The sequence below is a fragment of the Serinicoccus kebangsaanensis genome (genome assembly GCF_008919445.1).
GTDB lineage: Bacteria > Actinomycetota > Actinomycetes > Actinomycetales > Dermatophilaceae > Ornithinicoccus > Ornithinicoccus kebangsaanensis.
The window spans coordinates 57,914-74,682 of record NZ_VSLG01000008.1; the positions used below are offsets into that span (position 1 = coordinate 57,914).

Annotated in this window: 18 protein-coding genes; 8 read left to right on the forward strand and 10 right to left on the reverse strand. The window is 73.2% G+C overall.

All coding sequences use genetic code 11. The annotated features are described in order from the left end of the window. Positions 1-43 precede the first annotated feature (43 nt). Positions 44-673, forward strand: coding sequence for an alpha/beta fold hydrolase (locus FXF60_RS09920; RefSeq protein WP_151525816.1), 630 nt, complete (start codon positions 44-46; stop codon positions 671-673). Between the two features lie 124 nt (positions 674-797). Here the strand turns inward: FXF60_RS09920 and FXF60_RS09925 are convergent, their stop codons facing one another. Beyond that, positions 798-1,229, reverse strand: coding sequence for a VOC family protein (locus FXF60_RS09925; RefSeq protein ID WP_151525817.1), 432 nt, complete (start codon positions 1,227-1,229; stop codon positions 798-800). 29 nt (positions 1,230-1,258) lie between these two features. After that, entirely contained in the window at positions 1,259-2,104 is an 846-nt protein-coding gene (locus FXF60_RS09930) for a helix-turn-helix domain-containing protein (protein ID WP_151525818.1), read from the reverse strand. Between the two features lie 81 nt (positions 2,105-2,185). Between FXF60_RS09930 and FXF60_RS09935 the strand changes: the two genes are divergently transcribed. The 3 genes from FXF60_RS09935 to FXF60_RS09945 are packed head-to-tail and all read left to right on the forward strand — an operon-like array spanning position 2,186 to position 4,459. Continuing rightward, positions 2,186-2,704, forward strand: coding sequence for a pyridoxamine 5'-phosphate oxidase family protein (locus FXF60_RS09935; RefSeq protein ID WP_151525819.1), 519 nt, complete (start codon positions 2,186-2,188; stop codon positions 2,702-2,704). Beyond that, a complete protein-coding gene (locus tag FXF60_RS09940) occupies positions 2,694-3,368 on the forward strand; it encodes a YdeI/OmpD-associated family protein (protein ID WP_238335799.1) in 675 nt (224 codons plus the stop codon). Before FXF60_RS09935 ends, FXF60_RS09940 begins: the two co-directional genes overlap by 11 nt. Beyond that, positions 3,365-4,459 carry a winged helix DNA-binding domain-containing protein gene (locus FXF60_RS09945; protein WP_151525820.1) on the forward strand — a complete coding sequence of 365 codons (1,095 nt, stop codon included), beginning with the start codon at positions 3,365-3,367 and terminating at the stop codon, positions 4,457-4,459. Before FXF60_RS09940 ends, FXF60_RS09945 begins: the two co-directional genes overlap by 4 nt. 66 nt (positions 4,460-4,525) lie before the next feature. Here FXF60_RS09945 and FXF60_RS09950 read toward each other — a convergent pair whose 3' ends face one another. The 6 genes from FXF60_RS09950 to fbaA all read right to left on the reverse strand — a co-directional run bounded on the left by FXF60_RS09950 (position 4,526) and on the right by fbaA (position 9,881). After that, positions 4,526-5,203: a maleylpyruvate isomerase family mycothiol-dependent enzyme gene (locus FXF60_RS09950; protein ID WP_238335800.1), complete on the reverse strand. Its 678-nt coding sequence runs from the start codon at positions 5,201-5,203 to the stop codon at positions 4,526-4,528. 165 nt (positions 5,204-5,368) lie between these two features. Next, positions 5,369-5,839, reverse strand: coding sequence for an SRPBCC family protein (locus FXF60_RS09955; protein ID WP_151525822.1), 471 nt, complete (start codon positions 5,837-5,839; stop codon positions 5,369-5,371). Between the two features lie 75 nt (positions 5,840-5,914). Next, positions 5,915-7,222, reverse strand: a complete 1,308-nt coding sequence (locus FXF60_RS09960) for an adenylosuccinate synthase (protein WP_151525823.1) — start codon at positions 7,220-7,222, stop codon at positions 5,915-5,917. Between the two features lie 72 nt (positions 7,223-7,294). Next, positions 7,295-8,269, reverse strand: a complete 975-nt coding sequence (locus FXF60_RS09965) for a helix-turn-helix transcriptional regulator (protein WP_151525824.1) — start codon at positions 8,267-8,269, stop codon at positions 7,295-7,297. Positions 8,270-8,445: 176 nt separating this feature from the next. After that, entirely contained in the window at positions 8,446-8,856 is a 411-nt protein-coding gene (locus FXF60_RS09970) for a DUF3151 domain-containing protein (RefSeq protein ID WP_151525825.1), read from the reverse strand. Continuing rightward, positions 8,853-9,881: a class II fructose-bisphosphate aldolase gene (fbaA, locus tag FXF60_RS09975; protein ID WP_151525826.1), complete on the reverse strand. Its 1,029-nt coding sequence runs from the start codon at positions 9,879-9,881 to the stop codon at positions 8,853-8,855. Before fbaA ends, FXF60_RS09970 begins: the two co-directional genes overlap by 4 nt. Positions 9,882-9,996: 115 nt before the next feature. On the opposite strand from fbaA, the gene FXF60_RS09980 reads away from it, so the two are divergent. From FXF60_RS09980 to FXF60_RS09990, 3 genes are read left to right on the forward strand one after another with little or no spacing between them, the layout of a single operon-like run. Then, positions 9,997-11,586 (forward strand): circularly permuted type 2 ATP-grasp protein, encoded by a 1,590-nt coding sequence (locus FXF60_RS09980; protein ID WP_151525827.1) that lies wholly within the window; start codon positions 9,997-9,999, stop codon positions 11,584-11,586. Then, positions 11,580-12,512 carry an alpha-E domain-containing protein gene (locus tag FXF60_RS09985; protein ID WP_151525828.1) on the forward strand — a complete coding sequence of 311 codons (933 nt, stop codon included), beginning with the start codon at positions 11,580-11,582 and terminating at the stop codon, positions 12,510-12,512. The genes FXF60_RS09980 and FXF60_RS09985 overlap by 7 nt, the downstream gene beginning before the upstream one ends. Then, positions 12,512-13,354 (forward strand): transglutaminase family protein, encoded by an 843-nt coding sequence (locus tag FXF60_RS09990; protein WP_151525829.1) that lies wholly within the window; start codon positions 12,512-12,514, stop codon positions 13,352-13,354. Before FXF60_RS09985 ends, FXF60_RS09990 begins: the two co-directional genes overlap by 1 nt. A gap of 8 nt (positions 13,355-13,362) precedes the next feature. Here the strand turns inward: FXF60_RS09990 and FXF60_RS09995 are convergent, their stop codons facing one another. Both FXF60_RS09995 and FXF60_RS10000 read right to left on the reverse strand, forming a co-directional pair. Then, positions 13,363-14,166 (reverse strand): transglutaminase-like domain-containing protein, encoded by an 804-nt coding sequence (locus FXF60_RS09995; RefSeq protein WP_151525830.1) that lies wholly within the window; start codon positions 14,164-14,166, stop codon positions 13,363-13,365. Positions 14,167-14,171: 5 nt separating this feature from the next. Then, positions 14,172-14,852, reverse strand: coding sequence for a TrmH family RNA methyltransferase (locus FXF60_RS10000; protein WP_151525831.1), 681 nt, complete (start codon positions 14,850-14,852; stop codon positions 14,172-14,174). A gap of 104 nt (positions 14,853-14,956) precedes the next feature. On the opposite strand from FXF60_RS10000, the gene FXF60_RS10005 reads away from it, so the two are divergent. Continuing rightward, the gene (locus FXF60_RS10005) at positions 14,957-16,759 is read left to right on the forward strand and encodes a sunset domain-containing protein (RefSeq protein WP_151525832.1); all 1,803 of its coding nucleotides are present in this window, start codon (positions 14,957-14,959) and stop codon (positions 16,757-16,759) included. Positions 16,760-16,769 lie beyond the last annotated feature (10 nt).

Below are 16,769 nucleotides of genomic sequence, written 5' to 3' on the forward strand. Positions count from 1 at the left end.
ACGGGATCGATGAGTCCGGTGACTGGCCCGGGTCGATGGTGACATGACCTATCTCCTCGTGCCTGGAGCGGGCGGGCAGGCCTGGGACTGGCACCGGCTGGTCCCCCTGCTCGACGACGCGGTGGCGGTCGAGCTCCCGGCCGCGGACGACAGTGCGGGCCTGCAGACGTATGCCGACGTGATCGTGGCCGCCGCCGGGCCCGACCCGGGGCCGGTCACCGTGGTGGCTCACTCGATGGGTGGGCTGTCGGTGCCGCTGGTCTGCGGTCGCCTCGAGGTGCGGCGCCTGGTGCTGCTCAATGCGATGATCCCCGCACCGGGCGAGAGCGGCTCGAAGTGGTGGGAGGGCTCGGGTCACTCCCAGGTCGACATCGGCGAGTTCGACGAGGTGGAGCACTTCTACCACGACCTTCCGACCGACGTGCGCGCCGAGGCGCTGGCCCGGCCCGAGGCACGGCAGAGCGAGACCGCCTTCGCCGAGCCGTGGCCGCTGGCGGGGTGGCCGGACGTGCCGACCGAGGTGCTGGCCGGTGCGGACGACCGGCTGTTCCCCGTGCACTTCCAGCGGCGCCTGGCCCGCGAGCGGCTGGGTCTGGACGTGCGGGTGGTGCCGGGCGGTCACATGGCGGCGCTCAGCCGCCCCGAGGAGCTCGCCGCCGCGCTGCAGGCCTGACCGCGGTGGCGAGGTGCCGCCCCGGCAGCACGAACCCACCGCGGTGGCGAGGTGTCGCCCCGACAGCACGGACCCACCGCGGTGGCGACGTGTCGCCAGGGCAGCAGGAACCCACCGCGGTGGCTCAGGTATGCCTGGCCCAGTCGTCCAGGGCGGCCTGCACCTCGGCGTCGTCCATGGTGACGGGCGTCCCCACGATCCACTGGTGGCCGAAGGGGTCGCGGAAGCGGCCCTGCCGGGAGCCGTAGGGCTGGTCGTCGACCTCGAAGACCACCTCGGCACCCGCCTCGACGGCCGCGGCCATGACCCCGTCCGGGTCGTCGGTGAGGATGTCGAGGATCACGCCACCCCCGCCCGCCGGGGGCGCCGGGTCCACGTCGTCGGGGTCCTTCACCTGGAGCACCGACCCGCCGGGCAGGTCGAGCGCGGCGAAGACCACCTGCTCGCCCATGACGTGCCGGGTGGCGAGGCTCGCCCCCAGCACGGATCGGTAAAACGCGATGGCTCGGTCGGCGCCGTCGACCACCAGCTTCGGGCTCACTCGCAGCTCGCTCATGATGTTGATCCTGCCCGCTCCCGCCCGGTTCAGGCTTGGACGTTTCGGCGCTCTGATGCCAGCCACGTCGTCGGCGAGCACCCCACGAGGTCCCGCCACTCGGCATCGAGGTGGGCGAGGTCGGCATGTCCGGTCGCATGCGCGACCTCGGCCAGCGTGCGCCGGCCGCCGGCCCCGACCTGGGCCGCGGCCCGCTCGAAGCGGGCCAGCCGGGCGAGGTGCTTGGGGCCGACCCCGAGCTCGGCCCGCACCAGCGACCGCAGCTGCCGCGGGCTGAGGTGGACGTGCCGGGCCACGTCGCCGATGCGCACCCGGCCGCCACGGCGGCAGATGAGTCGGCACGCGGCCGCCACCTCGGGTCGCGGTGACGGCGCCGCAGGCCGTCCGCGCACCCACCCCGCGATCAGGTCGGCGGTCGCCGAGGGCCTCGTGGCCAGCTGCTCGGCCAGCCGGCTCAGCTCGTCCGGCAGCACGGCGTCCGCGGCGACGGTCGTATGCCCGTGCCGTCCCGGGGCGAGCTCGGCTGCGGGCATACCGAGCAACCGCCGTCCCGCGAGCGGGTCGAGGCCGAGGTGGACCCCCGCCCACACGCCCTGGCGCCGGGTCCACGCCCCGGTCCGCTGCAGGCCGCCGACGAGGGAGGGCAGGGACTGCTGCGTGCTGGGCGGGCCGTCCGTGCCGCCGCCGACGAGGAACGGGTCGACGGTCCCGATGATGAGCGTCAGTCCCGCGCTGGGCAGACCTCGGTGCCACCCCGGCCCGGCACCGCCTGGATCGGTGAAGGCCACGGCGGAGAGCACCCCGTCCGCCTCCATCCCCGGCCAGGCGAGCACGGCGTGGCGGGGCCGCGCTCCCGCACCCTCGCGCCCGCTCATCGCTCCAGCGTGCCACGGCGGCGGCACGACCGCAGGCGCGCTGCACAGGGGTCTGTGGGTGGTCGGCGCTACCGTCGGTCCATGGACTCCCCGAGCAGCCCGCAGCCCGGTCGGCCGACCTTCCCGGACGGCTACGGCGTCCCAGAGACCGCGCAGGGCCAGCTCACCTGGGACCAGGTCGAGCCGAGGCTGCGCGACGCCCAGCACTACTGGCTGGCCAGCGTGCGACCGGACGGGCGCCCGCACTCCGTGCCCCGCTGGGGCGTGTGGCTGGAGGGCAGGTTCTGGTACGACGGCGCCCCCACCACCCGGCATACCCGCAACGTGGAGCGCAACCCGGCGGTCACGCTGACCCTGGAGAGCGGCACCGAGGTGGTCATCGTCGAGGGAGAGTCGCGCGCCACCCGGGCGGACCCCGACGAGCTCGGGGCACGGCTGTCCGAGGCCTTCGGCAAGTATGCCGACTCCGGCTACTCCCCCGGCCCGGACTCGTGGTCGGGCCAGGACGGGGGTGGACTGCGGGTGATCACGCCGCAGCGGGCGCTGGCGTGGTTCTCCTTCCCCACGGACTGCACCCGCTTCACCTTCGGTGGCGACTGAGGTGGGCCGGCACGAGGGCGGCACCCCGGAGCGGCCGGCCCTCTTCTTCGACGGCCCGGAGGACTTCCGCGCCTGGCTGGAGCAGCACCACGAGAGCGCCGACGAGCTCTGGATGGGCCTGCGCAAGAAGCACGTCGAGCCGCGCGGGCTCACCTGGGCGGAGGCGGTGCCGCAGGCGCTGTGCTTCGGGTGGATCGACTCGGTGAGCCAACGGATCGACGAGGACTCCCGCCGACAGCGGTGGACCCCGCGTCGCAGGGGCAGCATCTGGAGCGCGGTCAACGTCGCGCACGTGGAGCGGTTGACCGCCGAGGGCCTCATGCGGCCGGCCGGGATCGCCGCCTTCGAGGCGCGCACCCCCGAGCGCACGGGTGTCTACTCCTTCGAGCAGGGCACCGCGGAGCTGGAGCCCGAGCAGCTGGCCGCGCTGCGCGCCGACCCCGCGGCCTGGGCGTTCTGGGAGGCGGCCACCCCGGGCTACCGGAAGACCGTCATCAGCTGGCTGACCGGCGCGAAGCGCGAGGCCACCCGAGCCTCCCGGCTGCAGCAGCTGGTCCAGGACTGCGCCGCCGGAGCGCTGGTGCCGCCGCAGCGCTACGGCGACGCACCGGCCTGGCTGGGCCGGGCGGCGGCAGCGGCCCGCGACGCGGGCTCCCCGCCGTGAGCCCCTCCCGCAGGGCTGATGCTCGCTGGACCCCCGACGACGTCGCCCGGATGCGGCTGCTGTCGCACCGGCTCGTCGACCCGTTGCCGACACCCACCGACGTGGTCCGCCACCTGACCTGCGTCCAGGGCCAGGACTACCCCGGATCCACCACGTCGATCGCGCTGCGCACGCAGTCGCGCCGGCTGGACCAGGTCCGTGCCACCTACGACGCGGGCCAGATCGTGCGGAGCTGGCCGATGCGCGGCACGCTCTTCGTCGTCCCCGCGGAGGACCTCGGCTGGATGCTGGGGCTCACCGGGCCCAAGGTCCTGCGCGAGACCACGAGGCGTCGGGAGCAGCTGGGCCTGGGCGACCGCGACCTCGCCCGGGCGGAGGCGGTCGCGCTCGACGTGCTGCGCGGCGACGGGCTGACCCGGGCCGAGCTGCTGGCCGCCTGGGAGCAGGCCGGCCACAGCACGGAGGGCGGACGCGGCTACCACTCGATCTTCCACCTCGCGGTCCGCGGCCTCCTCTGCCAGGGACCCACGGTGGGCAAGGAGCAGCGCTTCGTGCTCACTGACGAGTGGATCGCCTCGCCGCGTCGGCTGGACCGCGACACCGCGGTGGCCGAGTGGCTGACCCGGTATGCCCGCAGCCACGGCCCGGTCCCGGTGGCCGACTTCCTGTGGTGGACCAAGCTGCTGAAGCGGGACGTCGCGCCGGTGCTGGACCAGCTGCGCACGGAGACGGACGTGCTCGAAGCCATCCTGGTCGACGGGACCGAGCACTGGGTCGACCCCGCCGTCCTGGATACCTACGCCGCGGCCCGCCGCGCCACCGCGCGGCCGCTCCTCCTGCCGGGGTTCGACGAGCTGGTCCTCGGCTACGGCGACCGTCGCGCCGTGCTCACCCAGGCCGAGGAGGCCGCCGTGGTGCCGGGTGGCAACGGCGTCTTCCGCGCCACCCTGGTGCGCGCCGGGAAGGCACTCGGGACGTGGAAGCGGCCGGGTCGGGCTGGCGAGAGCGTCGTGGTGGAGCCCTTCGCCCCTCCCCTGCCCGGGCCGGTGCAGCGCGCCCTGCCCCGCCTGACGGCGGACCTGCCCGCCTGACCCAAGGAGCGGACCGACGTCGGGATAGCACGACCCTCATCGGCATACTTCCCGATGAGGGTCGTGCTATCCCGTGGTCGGTCCGTCACCAGGGGGGCCGGCGCCCAGCCGCTCGGCAAGCACCGGCAGCCCCGCTCCGGTCAGCTCGGGAAGGAAGGCCGGACGCCCGGCCATGGCCATGGTCAGCGCCAGCGTCGAGCCCACCACTTCCGGCCCGTCACCGACGGCGAGGTCGCTGTCCGTGGCCTCCAGCCGCAGCCCGGCCACGAGGGTCTTGCTCGGGACGGTGAAGTCCCGACCGGCGAAGAACTGCGCCACCTGCGCCACGGCCGCGGGATCGGGCCGGGTCGCCAGGCCGAGCGGATGGCGGACGTCCTGGCCGTGCACGACCACCTCCCCCAGCCAGGCCGGGGTGTGCCCGGACGCGGCGGTGGTGCGGGTCCTCACGGCCTGGAACCGCGCCAGGGTGTCGGCCGCACCCGTGCCGAGGTGCTCGGCCAGGCGCCGCCGGTTGTGCAGGTCGAAGTCGAACCGGGCCGCGAGCACGCTGGTCAGCCAGCGCAGCCGACCGACGCTGGCCGCCGCGGTGAGGTGAGCCACGACCTCGCGGACGGTCCACTCACCGCACAGCGACGGGCGGTCCCAGTCCGCCGGCGCCAGCCCGGCCAGGTCGTCGGCCAGCCGAGACCGCTCGGTGGCGACCGCCTTCCACAGCTCGTCGCGCGACCACGTCTCCATGCGCATACCTCGTCCCGGTCGTGTCCTCAGGGGTGGGACCCCCGCCAGCGGCTCCACTCATCGGCGCAGACCGTGCGGCCGGTCGACGCAGACCGTGCGGCCGGTCGACGCAAACCGTGCGGCCGGTCGACGCAAACCGTGCGGCCGGTCGGGGTGTGAGGGCTCACGAGCTCACGAGCGGCCCCCGGCCGCGTCCTGCTCCTCGCGCAGCACCAGCCGCAGCCGCTCCAGGTCGCGGCGCATCGCGCGTTTCATGCCCAGGGTCACGGCCCCGGAGGCGAGGGTGGTCATCGCCTTCGGCCGCCCCGCGTTGCGCACGCTCATCCCGGTCCGCGCACGCCCCTCCGCCTCGTCCTCGTCCCACCAGGTGTAGGTCGTCTCCATCGGGAACGGCCCGTCGTCGGTGCGCATCACCAGCCGCTCGTCGGGCACCAGGTCGACGATCTCGTAGGTGTAGGCCAGCTCGCGACCGAGGAACCGCGCGACGAAGTCGACCCGTGCCCCCTCCTCGACGCACGGGTCAGCCTCCCAGCGGACCGAGCGGATGTTGGAGTACCACCGCATCGCCTGGTCCGGGTCGCCCGCCACGGCGGCCACGAGCGGTCGCGGCGCGTCGAAGATCGTGGCGACCGTCACATCCATGAGGCACAGGGTATGCCTGGACGCTCCGAGGCGTCAGCGGTGCGACGTGCCGGTCGCACCCCGTCGCCGGGTGCCTCAGGCGACGGCGGCCTCGTCCCGGCCGAGCAGGTCGTGGCGGACGATGACCTCGTCGCGACCGGGGCCGATGCCGATGACCGAGATCCGGGCGCCGATGAGCTCCTCGAGCCGCTCGACGTAGCGCTGCGCCGCGAGCGGGAGGTCGCTGAACCGTCGCGCACCGGTGATGTCCTCGGTCCAGCCCGGCAGCTCCTCGTAGACCGGCCGGGCGTGGTGCAGGTCGGACTGGTTGACCGGCATCTCGTCGAAGCGTTCCCCCTGCACGTCGTAGCCGACGCACACCGGGATCGTCTCCAGCCCGGTGAGCACGTCCAGCTTGGTCAGCACGACGTCGGTGAGGCCGTTCACCCGGCGGGCGTAGCGCCCGATGACCACGTCGGCCCAGCCGCACCGGCGCGGGCGGCCGGTGGTGGTGCCGAACTCGGCCCCCACCTCGCGCAGGTGCTCGCCGTGCTCGTCGTCCAGCTCGGTCGGGAAGGGCCCCTCGCCGACCCTGGTGGTGTAGGCCTTGAACACCCCGATGACGCGGTCGATCCGGGTCGGCGGCACGCCGGACCCGGTGCACGCGCCCCCGGCGGTGGCGTTCGAGGAGGTCACGAAGGGGTAGGTGCCGTGGTCCACGTCCAGCAGCGTCGCCTGGCCGGCCTCGAAGAGCACGGTCTTGCCGGCATCCAGGGCCTCGCCCAGCTCCAGGACCGTGTCGGTCACCATCGGGCGGATGCGTTCGGCGTGGCGCAGCAGCTCCTCCATCACCTCGTCGACCTCGACCGCCCGGCGGTTGTAGATCTTGAGCAGCAGCTGGTTCTTCACGTCGAGGGCGGCCTCCACCTTCTGCCGCAGGATGGACTCGTCGTAGAGGTCCTGCACCCGGATGCCCACCCGGCTCATCTTGTCCGCGTAGGTCGGCCCGATCCCGCGACCGGTGGTGCCGATCCGCCGCGTGCCGAGGAACCGCTCGGTCACCTTGTCCAGGACCCGGTTGTAGGGCGGGATGACGTGGGCGCTGGCGCTGATCCGCAGCAGCGAGGTGTCGATGCCCCGCGCCTGCAGCCCGTCCAGCTCCTCGATGAGCACTGCCAGGTCGATGACCACGCCGTTGCCGATGACCGGCGTGCACCCGGGCGACAGGATGCCGCTGGGGAGGAGGTGGAGGGCATACTTCTGGTCCCCGATGACGACCGTGTGGCCGGCGTTGTTGCCCCCGTTGAACTTCACGACGTAGTCGATGTCCGAGCCGAGGAGATCGGTCGCCTTGCCTTTCCCCTCGTCTCCCCACTGGGCGCCGACCAGGACGATCGCGGGCATGGGGTGCCTTCCTCTCCCTCGCTCAACTGACCCCTCACTCTATCGACGCCGGGGGCCGGCACCGACCACCGTTCAGTCGACCAGCCCGCGGCGGCTGACCGCCAGTCCCAGCTGGAAGCGGGTGTCCGCGCCGTGCTCCTCCATCAGGGCCGCGATCCGCCGGCGCACCGTGCGCAGCCCCAGGCTCATGTGCCGGGCGATCGCCTCGTCCTTGAACCCGAGGGAGAGCAGCTCCAGCAGCTTGACGTCCTGCGCGGACGCGTCCCGCAGCATCAGTGGCTCGGCCCGGCGCCAGAGCTCGTCGAAGAGGGTGGTGTAGGCGTCGATGATGGTGGGTGGGCGCAGCAGCAGGAAGTCCTCGTCGGCGCCGGACTCCGCCAGGATCACCCCGGACCGGCCGAAGACGCCGAACTCGACCCTGATGGCGTCGTCGGCGAGGTAGCGCTGCTGCTCCCCCGCCCGGGCCCGGTCCTGGGCGAACGCGTGCCACTGCGGGTCGGTGAGCACCGACAGCGGGAAGATCGCGCGCAGCTCCCGGCCGGCACTGGCCGCGCCCTCCCACTGCCGCCGCACGGCGTCCTCGTGGCCGGGGCCGGTCGAGATCCTCGCGGTCACCTGCATGATCGGACCCCGCGAGGTGCGGTAGAGGTGCTCCACCACCGCGGGTGCCTCGGTCGGGGAGACCTCCTCCCACGGCGGGACCCGCGGACCGGACAGCTGCAGCCCGCGGCGGTAGTCGGACTCGAAGCCCTCCAGCGACTCCCGCAGCGTCAGCAGCCGGCGCCGACGCTCGTCCAGGTCGGCCTCCTCGGAGTCGAGCAGCCGGCCGATGCTGGCCCGCGGGTCGTCGACCTTGACCGTGCCGTCCGCGCCCCGTGCGGCCAGCCGCATCCGCTCCAGGTCGCGCACCACCTGCTCGGTCTGCCTGATCGGCCACCCCAGCGCCTCGGCGTGGTCGGCCAGCGGCCGGGGCGTGGAGCGCAGCACGTGGCGGTAGAGCAGCTCCGCCGCCTCGGTGAGACCCACGGATCCTGGTTGAGCATTCACCTATGGCAGGATACGGCCAGTGGCAGCCTTTTGACAGCGCCACGTCGGCACACGTGGTTGGATGACGTCGTCGGACCGCACGTCAGGGGACGCGATCGCTCCGACGTCATGGGGAGCGGGCGGCACCCGGGGCGGTCACGGACCCGGGCGCCGCTCGCACTGTCCCCGGGGACTCCTCAGAGACCGAGCTCGCGCGCACCTGTCGCGGACGAGGCGCGGAGGAACTCGGTGCAGCGGTGCTGCTCCTCGGTCTCCCCGATCCGACCGGCCGCCGTGGCCAGCGCCGCCAGCGCCCGCAGGAACCCTCGGTTCGGCTCGTGCTCCCAGGGGACGGGACCCTGCCCACGCCACCCCGCACGGCGCAGCTGGTCCAGGCCACGGTGGTACCCGGTGCGGGCATAGGCATACGCCGCCACGTCGTCACCCTCGTGCAGGGCGTCCTCGGCCAGCATCGCCCACGCCAGGCACGAGGTCGGGTATGCCGCCGCGACCGCTCTCGGGTCGCCCTCGACCAGGGCGCGGGCGGCAGGGTCCTCGGGCAGCTCGGTCGCCGGGATGCCCAGGAGGTCGCCGGACCCGGAGGTCACTGGTGGGTCCCCGCGGAGCGGAGGTTCTCGCAGGCCTCGACCACCCTGGCCGACATCGCCTCCTCGGCGACCTTGCCCCAGGACCTCGGGTCGTACTGCTTCTTGTTGCCGACCTCGCCGTCGACCTTGAGCACCCCCTCGTAGTTGCTCAGCATGAAGCCGGCCACCGGGCGGGTGAAGGCGTACTGCGTGTCGGTGTCGATGTTCATCTTGACCACGCCGTAGTCGACGGCGTCCGAGATCTCCTGCCGGGTGGACCCGGACCCGCCGTGGAAGACCAGGTCGAACGGGCGGCTGTCGGCGTCGGACCCCAGCGCCTCCGCCGCGGCCTCCTGCGCGGTCTGCAGGATCTCCGGGCGCAGCTTGACGTTGCCCGGCTTGTAGACCCCGTGCACGTTGCCGAAGGTCAGTGCCGCCAGGTAGCGGCCCTTCTCCCCGGAGCCCAGGGCCCGCACGGTCGCGACGGCGTCCTCGGGGGTGGTGTAGAGCTGGTCGTTGATCTCGTTGGCGACGCCGTCCTCCTCGCCGCCGACCACGCCGATCTCGACCTCCAGGATGATCTTCGCGGCCCGGCACTGCTCCAGCAGCTCCTCGGCGATCTGCAGGTTCTCGTCCAGCGGGACCGCGGAGCCGTCCCACATGTGCGACTGGAAGTAGGGCAGACCGCCGTTGCTCACCCGCTCCACGGAGGCCGCCAGCAGCGGGCGGACGAAGCCGTCCAGCTTGTCCTTCGGGCAGTGGTCGGTGTGCAGCGCGATGTTGACGTCGTACTTCTTGGCGACCTCGTGGGCGAAGGCGCTGAACGCCAGCGACCCGGTCACCATCTCCTTGACCCCCTGGCCGGACCAGTACTCCGCACCACCGGTGGAGACCTGGACGATGCCGTCCGACCCGGCGTCGGCGAACCCCTTGATCGCGGCGTTCAGGGTCTGGCTGCTGCTGACGTTGATCGCCGGGTAGGCGTAGTTGCCTTCCTTGGCCCGGTCGATCATGTCGGCATAGACCTCGGGGGTGGCGATGGGCATGGGCTCCTCCTGGGGACGCGGGGATGACGTCAGGTCACCGCCCATGCTTCCACAGGGAGCCGGACCGGGCGGGGCGGGCCTGCGGGCGTGGAGGGCGGCCACTAGGGTTGCCGACATGACTGGCGCGTTCACCGACTACCCGACCACGCCGTCCATCTTCGACGAGACCGTGAGCGCCGAGGGCGCCGTGCGGCCGGGCTACGACCAGATCACCCGGCAGTTCGAGGACTTCGGCCTGGAGGACGTCCGCAACCGCGGGGAGTACGTCAGCAAGAGCTATCACGACCAGGGCGTGACCTTCGACTACGAGGGCGAGGAGCGTCCCTTCCCCCTCGACATCGTGCCGCGGGTGATCGACGCCGACACCTGGTCGCACGTGGAGGCAGGGGTGGCGCAACGGGTCACCGCGCTCGAGGCCTTCCTCGCCGACATCTACGGCCCGATGCAGATCATCACCGACCGGGTGCTGCCGCGCCACATCGTCACCACCTCCAGCCACTACCACCGGGTGGCCTTCGACATCCAGCCGCTCAACGGGGTGCGCGTCCACGTCTCCGGCATCGACCTCATCCGGGACGGCGACGGCACCTTCCGCGTCCTGGAGGACAACGTCCGGATCCCCAGCGGGGTGTCCTACGTCCTCACCAACCGCCGGGCCATGACCTCGACCCTGCCCGAGGTCGTGGGGACCCACCGGATCCGCCCGGTGGCGGCATACCCCAGCCGGCTGCTGCGGGCGCTGCGCGCCGCCGCACCGTCCGGCATCACCGACCCCGAGGTGGTCGTGCTCACCCCGGGCCCCTACAACTCGGCCTACTTCGAGCACTCGCTGCTCGCCCGGCTCATGGGCTGCCGCCTGGTGGAGGGGCGCGACCTGGTCACCCAGGGCGGGCGGGTGATGATGCGCACCACCCACGGGCTGCAGCCGGTGCACGTGATCTACCGCCGGGTGGACGACGACTTCCTGGACCCGGTGGCCTTCCGCAACGACTCCGTCCTCGGCTGCCCGGGCATCCTCAACGCGGCCCGCGCCGGCAACGTCACCATCGCCAACGCCGTGGGCAACGGGGTCGCGGACGACAAGCTGATGTACTCCTACGTCCCGGACATCATCCGCTACTACCTGGGCGAGGAGCCGATCCTGCCCAACGTCGACACCTGGCGGCTGGAGGACCCGGGCCACCGCGAGGAGGTCCTGGACCGCCTGGACGAGCTGGTGCTGAAGCCGGTGGACGGCTCCGGCGGCAAGGGCATCGTCATCGGCCCCCAGGCCAGCAAGGACGAGCTGGACCAGCTCCGGCGAACGGTCACCGCCTCGCCGCGCGGCTGGATCGCCCAGCCGGTGGTCCAGCTCTCCACCGTGCCGACGATGGTCGACGACGGGCTGCGGCCGCGGCACGTGGACCTGCGCCCGTTCGCGATCAACGACGGCGAGAAGGTCTGGGTGCTGCCCGGCGGCCTCACCCGCGTCGCCCTCGGCGAGGGAGAGCTGATCGTCAACTCCAGCCGCGGTGGCGGCTCCAAGGACACCTGGGTGCTCTCCGGTGACGGGCGTCGCACCCGGGTCGAGCCGCGCGCCCAGCGGCAGGTGCAGATCGGCACCGCACCACAGGTGGCGCTGAAGCGCTCCGAGGCCGAGCCGGCGGAGCAGGAGCAGCAACAGCAACAACAGGGCGGGACGAGCGAGGCAGGTGCGGGATGCTGAGCCGGATCGCCGAGTCGCTCTTCTGGATCGGCCGCTACCTGGAGCGGGCCGAGGACACCTCCCGGCTGCTCGAGGTGCACCTGACCCTGCTGCTGGAGGACCCCGTCGTCGACGAGGAGGCCACCAGCGAGGTGCTGCTGCGGGTGATGGGGATCGACGACGAGGCCAGCCCCGACCACCAGACCGTGCTGCAGCTCCTCGGGTGGGACGAGACGTCGATGACCTCCATGGTCGCCGCGTTCTACGGCGCGCGGGAGAGTGCGCGCCGCTCCCGGGAGACGGTCTCGCTCGAGATGTGGGAGGCCATCAACACCACGTGGAACATGATGCGCGGCAACCGCCTGCAGCACGTGCCCGCGCACCGGGCCTGCCAGCTCGTCCGTGAGCGGTGCGCCGTGGTCGGCGGCCTCGCCGACGCGACGATGACGCACGACGAGGGCTGGCAGTACATGATGCTCGGGCGGCAGCTGGAGCGGGTGGACATGACCTCGCGCATCATCGAGTCGGCCGCCTACAACGCCGACAGCCCGTATGCCTGGACCCAGACCCTGCGCGCCTGCGGTGCCCACCACGCGTTCATCCGGGCCTACCGTGGCGCGGCGACGGACGCGCAGGCCGCCGAGTTCCTGCTGCTGAACCAGCTCTTCCCACGCTCCGTGCTGGTGTCGTTGCAGGGCGCCGAGGAGGCCCTCGGAGAGCTGGAGGCCGGGACCGCGGGGCGACGCACCGCGGTCACCGGGGAGGCGGTGCGGGCGCTGGGACGTGCCCGCGCGGAGCTCGAGTTCGGATCGCTGGAGGAGACGATGGCCAACCTGCCCGAGCGGATGAGCCGGCTGCAGCGCACCTGCAGCGCGGTCAACGACGCGGTGTCCACGCACTACTTCGACGGCGCAGGTCAGTCCGTCTGGCGGGCGGGGGTGCGCTGATGCTGCTGCGGATCGTCCACCGCACGGGCTACGAGTACGCCGGGATGGCGTCGCACTCGTTCAACGAGGCGCGCATGTCACCCCGGTCGACCCTGCACCAGGCCGTGCTGCACACGAAGGTCGACATCGCGCCGACGGCGTGGACCAACACCTACACCGACTACTGGGGCACGACCGTGACCCAGTTCGAGGTGCACGAGCCGCACCCGCGGCTCGCCGTCACGGCGTCCGCCACGGTCGACGTCCAACGTCCCGAGGTGTCGGGGGACGGCATCAGCTGGGAGGACATCCGCAGCTCGGAGGTCTTCGACGACCTGAGCGAGTACCTCCTGACCTCCCCCATGGTCGAGCCGCCGGAGGAGCTCAAGGACCGGGTGCAGGAGATCGCCGGCCGCAGCGCCACACCGAGCGCCTGCGCACGGGAGGTCGTCGAGCTGATCCACGACGAGATGGAGTACGTCTCCGGGTCCACCGGGGTGCACACCCGCGCCTCCGAGGCCTGGGCCAACCGCTCCGGCGTCTGCCAGGACATGTCGAACCTCACCATCGGGTGCCTGCGGGCCGTGGGCATCCCGGCCTGCTACGTCAGCGGCTACCTCCTGCCGGCCCCGGAGCCGGAGACCGGGACGCCCTACACCGGTGAGTCGCACGCCTGGGTGCGCTGGTGGGACGGCGAGTGGGTCGGCATGGACCCGACCAACGCGATCCAGCCCGGCGGCCGGCACGTGGAGGTCGCCCGTGGGCGGGAGTACGGCGACGTCCCGCCGCTGCGCGGCATCTACACCGGCACCAAGAGCAGCTCGATGTTCGTCGAGGTGGAGCTGACCGCCCTGCGCGCCTGAGGGCCCGCTCAGCCGATGGCCACCGTCGAGAGGTGGTCGTCGATGGGCAGGTCGCCGTCCACCGTCGCGGACACGTGCAGGCTGTGGAAGGTCATGCCGCCGGAGTGCACGGTGAGGAAGGACGTCTCGCTGGCGTCCGCCCCGGCGCTGATCCGCACCAGCCCCTGCCGGGGCGCCAGGCGGGTCGGGTCGACGACGACCCAGCGGTCACCCACCGCCGCCTCGACGACCGCGTGGAAGTCCATCGGGGAGAGCCCGGGCGCGTAGCAGGCGACGAGACGGGCGGGTATGCCGCGGGCCCGCAGCAGCGCCAGCGTCAGGTGCGCGAAGTCGCGGCACACCCCGCGCCGCGCCAGGTAGGTGTCGCTGGCGCCGTCGGTCACCACCGAGGACCCGATGACGTAGGCCACGTGGTCGTGCACCCAGGAGGCGACGTCCAGCACCCCCTGCTCCCCGACGACGTCCCCCACCTCGGCCCGGGCCACGGCCTCCAGCCGGTCCAGGTCGACGTAGCGGCTCGGGCGGACGTAGTGGATCCGGTCCAGCGGGCGCACCGGGCCGCTGGCCCCGCCGTCGCGCACGCCCGCCGAGTAGCTCACCGAGAGCCGTCCCGGACCGACGTCGCGCAGCACCTGCCAACGGGTCCCGGACGCCTCGTCGAGGACGTCCTGGACCTCGACCGGGTCGCCGTCCAGCGTGACCGTGAGCTGCTCGTCGTCGCGGCTGACCTGTGCGGCCACGCCGACGCCGAGGGTGGCCTCGACAGGGCTGGTGACGGTGGCGGACAGGTCGGCGGTCAGGCGTCGGTGCATGCAGGTCATGGTGTCAGGCGGCCGGCGTGCTGGAGCGCCCAGTGGTACATCACGATCGCGGCGGCCGCCCCGGCGTTGAGCGAGCGGGTGGAGCCGTACTGCGTGATGGCGAGCACGTCCCGGCACCCGGCGACCGCCTCGGCGCTGAGCCCGGGCCCCTCCTGACCCAGGAGCAGCACGCAGTCCCGGGGGACGGCATACCCCTCCAGCGGCACCGACCCGGGCACGTTGTCGACACCGAGGACCGGGAGGTCCTGTCCCCGGGCCCAGGCCAGCAGGGCAGCGACATCCGGGTGGTGCCGCTCGGCGAGGTACCTGTCGGTGACCATCGCCCCGCGGCGGTTCCACCGGCGCCGACCCACGATGTGCACCCCCGCGGTGTTGAACGCGTTCGCGGTGCGCACCACCGAACCGATGTTGAAGTCGTGCCCCCAGTTCTCGACCGCCACGTGGAAGCCGTGCCGCCGGGTCGCCAGCTCGTCCACGATCGCCTCGTGCCGCCAGTAGCGGAAGCGGTCGACGACGTTGCGCCGGTCACCCTCGGCCAGCAGCTCGGGGTCGAGGTGACGGGGCAGATCTCCCCGCCCGTCCTGCGGCCACTCGCCGGGCCACGGCCCGACTCCCACCGCCGGTTCGGTCGACTCGCTCACCCGCACGAGTGTGGCAGTTCCCCGCGTCCTTCCCATGGCCGACCTGCAGGTTTCGCACTACGGTAGGGATCGGTCGCGGGCACTCAGCCCGCAGAGAACCGATATGCGGCCCGCCCGGGCCGCCGAACGGAGGGACCACGATGGACAGCCCCACCACCTGGATCATGCTGATCCTGCTGCTGCTCCTCATCGGCGTCGTCGTCTTCTGGTTGCTGCGCCGTCCCGGTGACGACGGTGCTGCCGCCCTCGACGCCCGGGATCAGGGACGACTGGACGGGCCGGACCACGGCGGCCTGAGCGGGGCCGAGGCCGAGGCCGGGTCGACGACCGGCTACGACCCGACGAGGCCCTCTCCAGGGCAGACCGGGCCCGCGCCCGTCGGCGAGCCGGTCGGAGGGACCGAGAGCCACCAGCCGGTGACCGAGCCTGGAACCCACGACGAGGGTATCGGCGCCGGACCTGGCCCCTCCACGGACAGCGGTGAGTCCCCGCCGCCCGTCGAGTCGCGCTACGACACCGCACCACCCCCGCCGGCTGCCGAGGTCGACGACCCCGCCCCGGCGGACACCGGGGCCACCGACACCTACCCCGACCAGGCGCCCCCGGCCGGCGAGACCGTCGACGACGGCGTCGGCACGGGGACCGCGTCGGGCGAGACCGCACCCGCGACGGAGGACTTCGCCGCGGAGTCCCGGGTCGACGAGGGCACGGCCGCCGACGACGTGGACGAGGACGACCCCGGTCGGTGGCGGGAGGCCGCAGCCATCGGCGCGGTGGGCGCCGCCGGTGGTGCCGCCGTCGTGGGCAGCCAGGAGGACGAGGCCGGCTCGGAGGCGCCGGCAGATCCGGCCACCGAGGCGGCAGCCACCCCGGCGGGAGCGGTGAGCGAGGAGGCCACGACCACGGCCGAGCCGACCGACGGCGTGCACGCCCTCTCCGACGAGGAGTTCACGGCCGGCGCCAGCGAGGAGCCGCTCCCGATGGAGGACCAGGCACCCTCGGCGGAGCCGGAGACGACCGACGCCGCCTCCGCCGAGCCGCTCACCGCGGACGAGGTGCTGGATGCCCAGGGCGAGACGTCCGACGAGTTCCCCGTGGGCGACTCGTCGACGACCTACCGCGCCGACGAGGGCGAGGCGGTCGTCGTGGAGGAGTCCGACGCAGGGCGGTACGCGCAGCCGGAGCAGGGCACGCTGCCGGACACGCCCCCGGCGGCGGACGAGCACACGGGCGCCACGGACACGCCGGTGACCGAGGAACGGCACGCCGACCAGCGCTGGAGCGACGACACGGCCTCGGACCTGGACGGCCAGAGCCGCTCCTGGACCGACGAGGGCACGTCCACCGGGTCGGAGCCCGTGGTCGAGGACCAGCAGGCCCAGACGTGGACCGAGCGGGGCACGGCGACCGGCACGGATGCCTCGTGGACCGAGGAGAGCACGCCCACGGCAGCCGCCCCCGTCACCGACGACCAGCAGGGTCAGACCTGGTCCGACCAGGCGACCGCGACCGGCACCGAGCCGGACCTGCAGGACGAGCCGGCCCAGACCTGGGCCGACGGGGGCGACGACGCGGCCGTCCCCGCTCCGCCTGCAGACCCGGCGGACACGGAGGCGACCGTCGCGCCGGCCGGCACCGAGGAGGTCGACGAGACCGTGGCCCCGGCGGGCGCCGAGACGGAGGCGCCGGTGGCCCCGACCACCCCGGCCGCCGAGGCCGAGGCGCCCGTGTTCGCGGAGTCGATCTACGGCGCCGGCTCGGCCGAGCCGCTCGAGGACGGCACCGGGCCGGCCGGTTGGGCGATCAAGGGCAACGCCGGCTCGATGCTCTTCCACACGCCGGAGTCCCCCAGCTACGACGGGGTGCGCGCCGAGGTGTGGTTCGAGAGCGAGGAGGCAGCCCGCGCCGCCGGCTTCGCGCACTGGGACCGGCGCCAGCGCTGAGCGCATCACC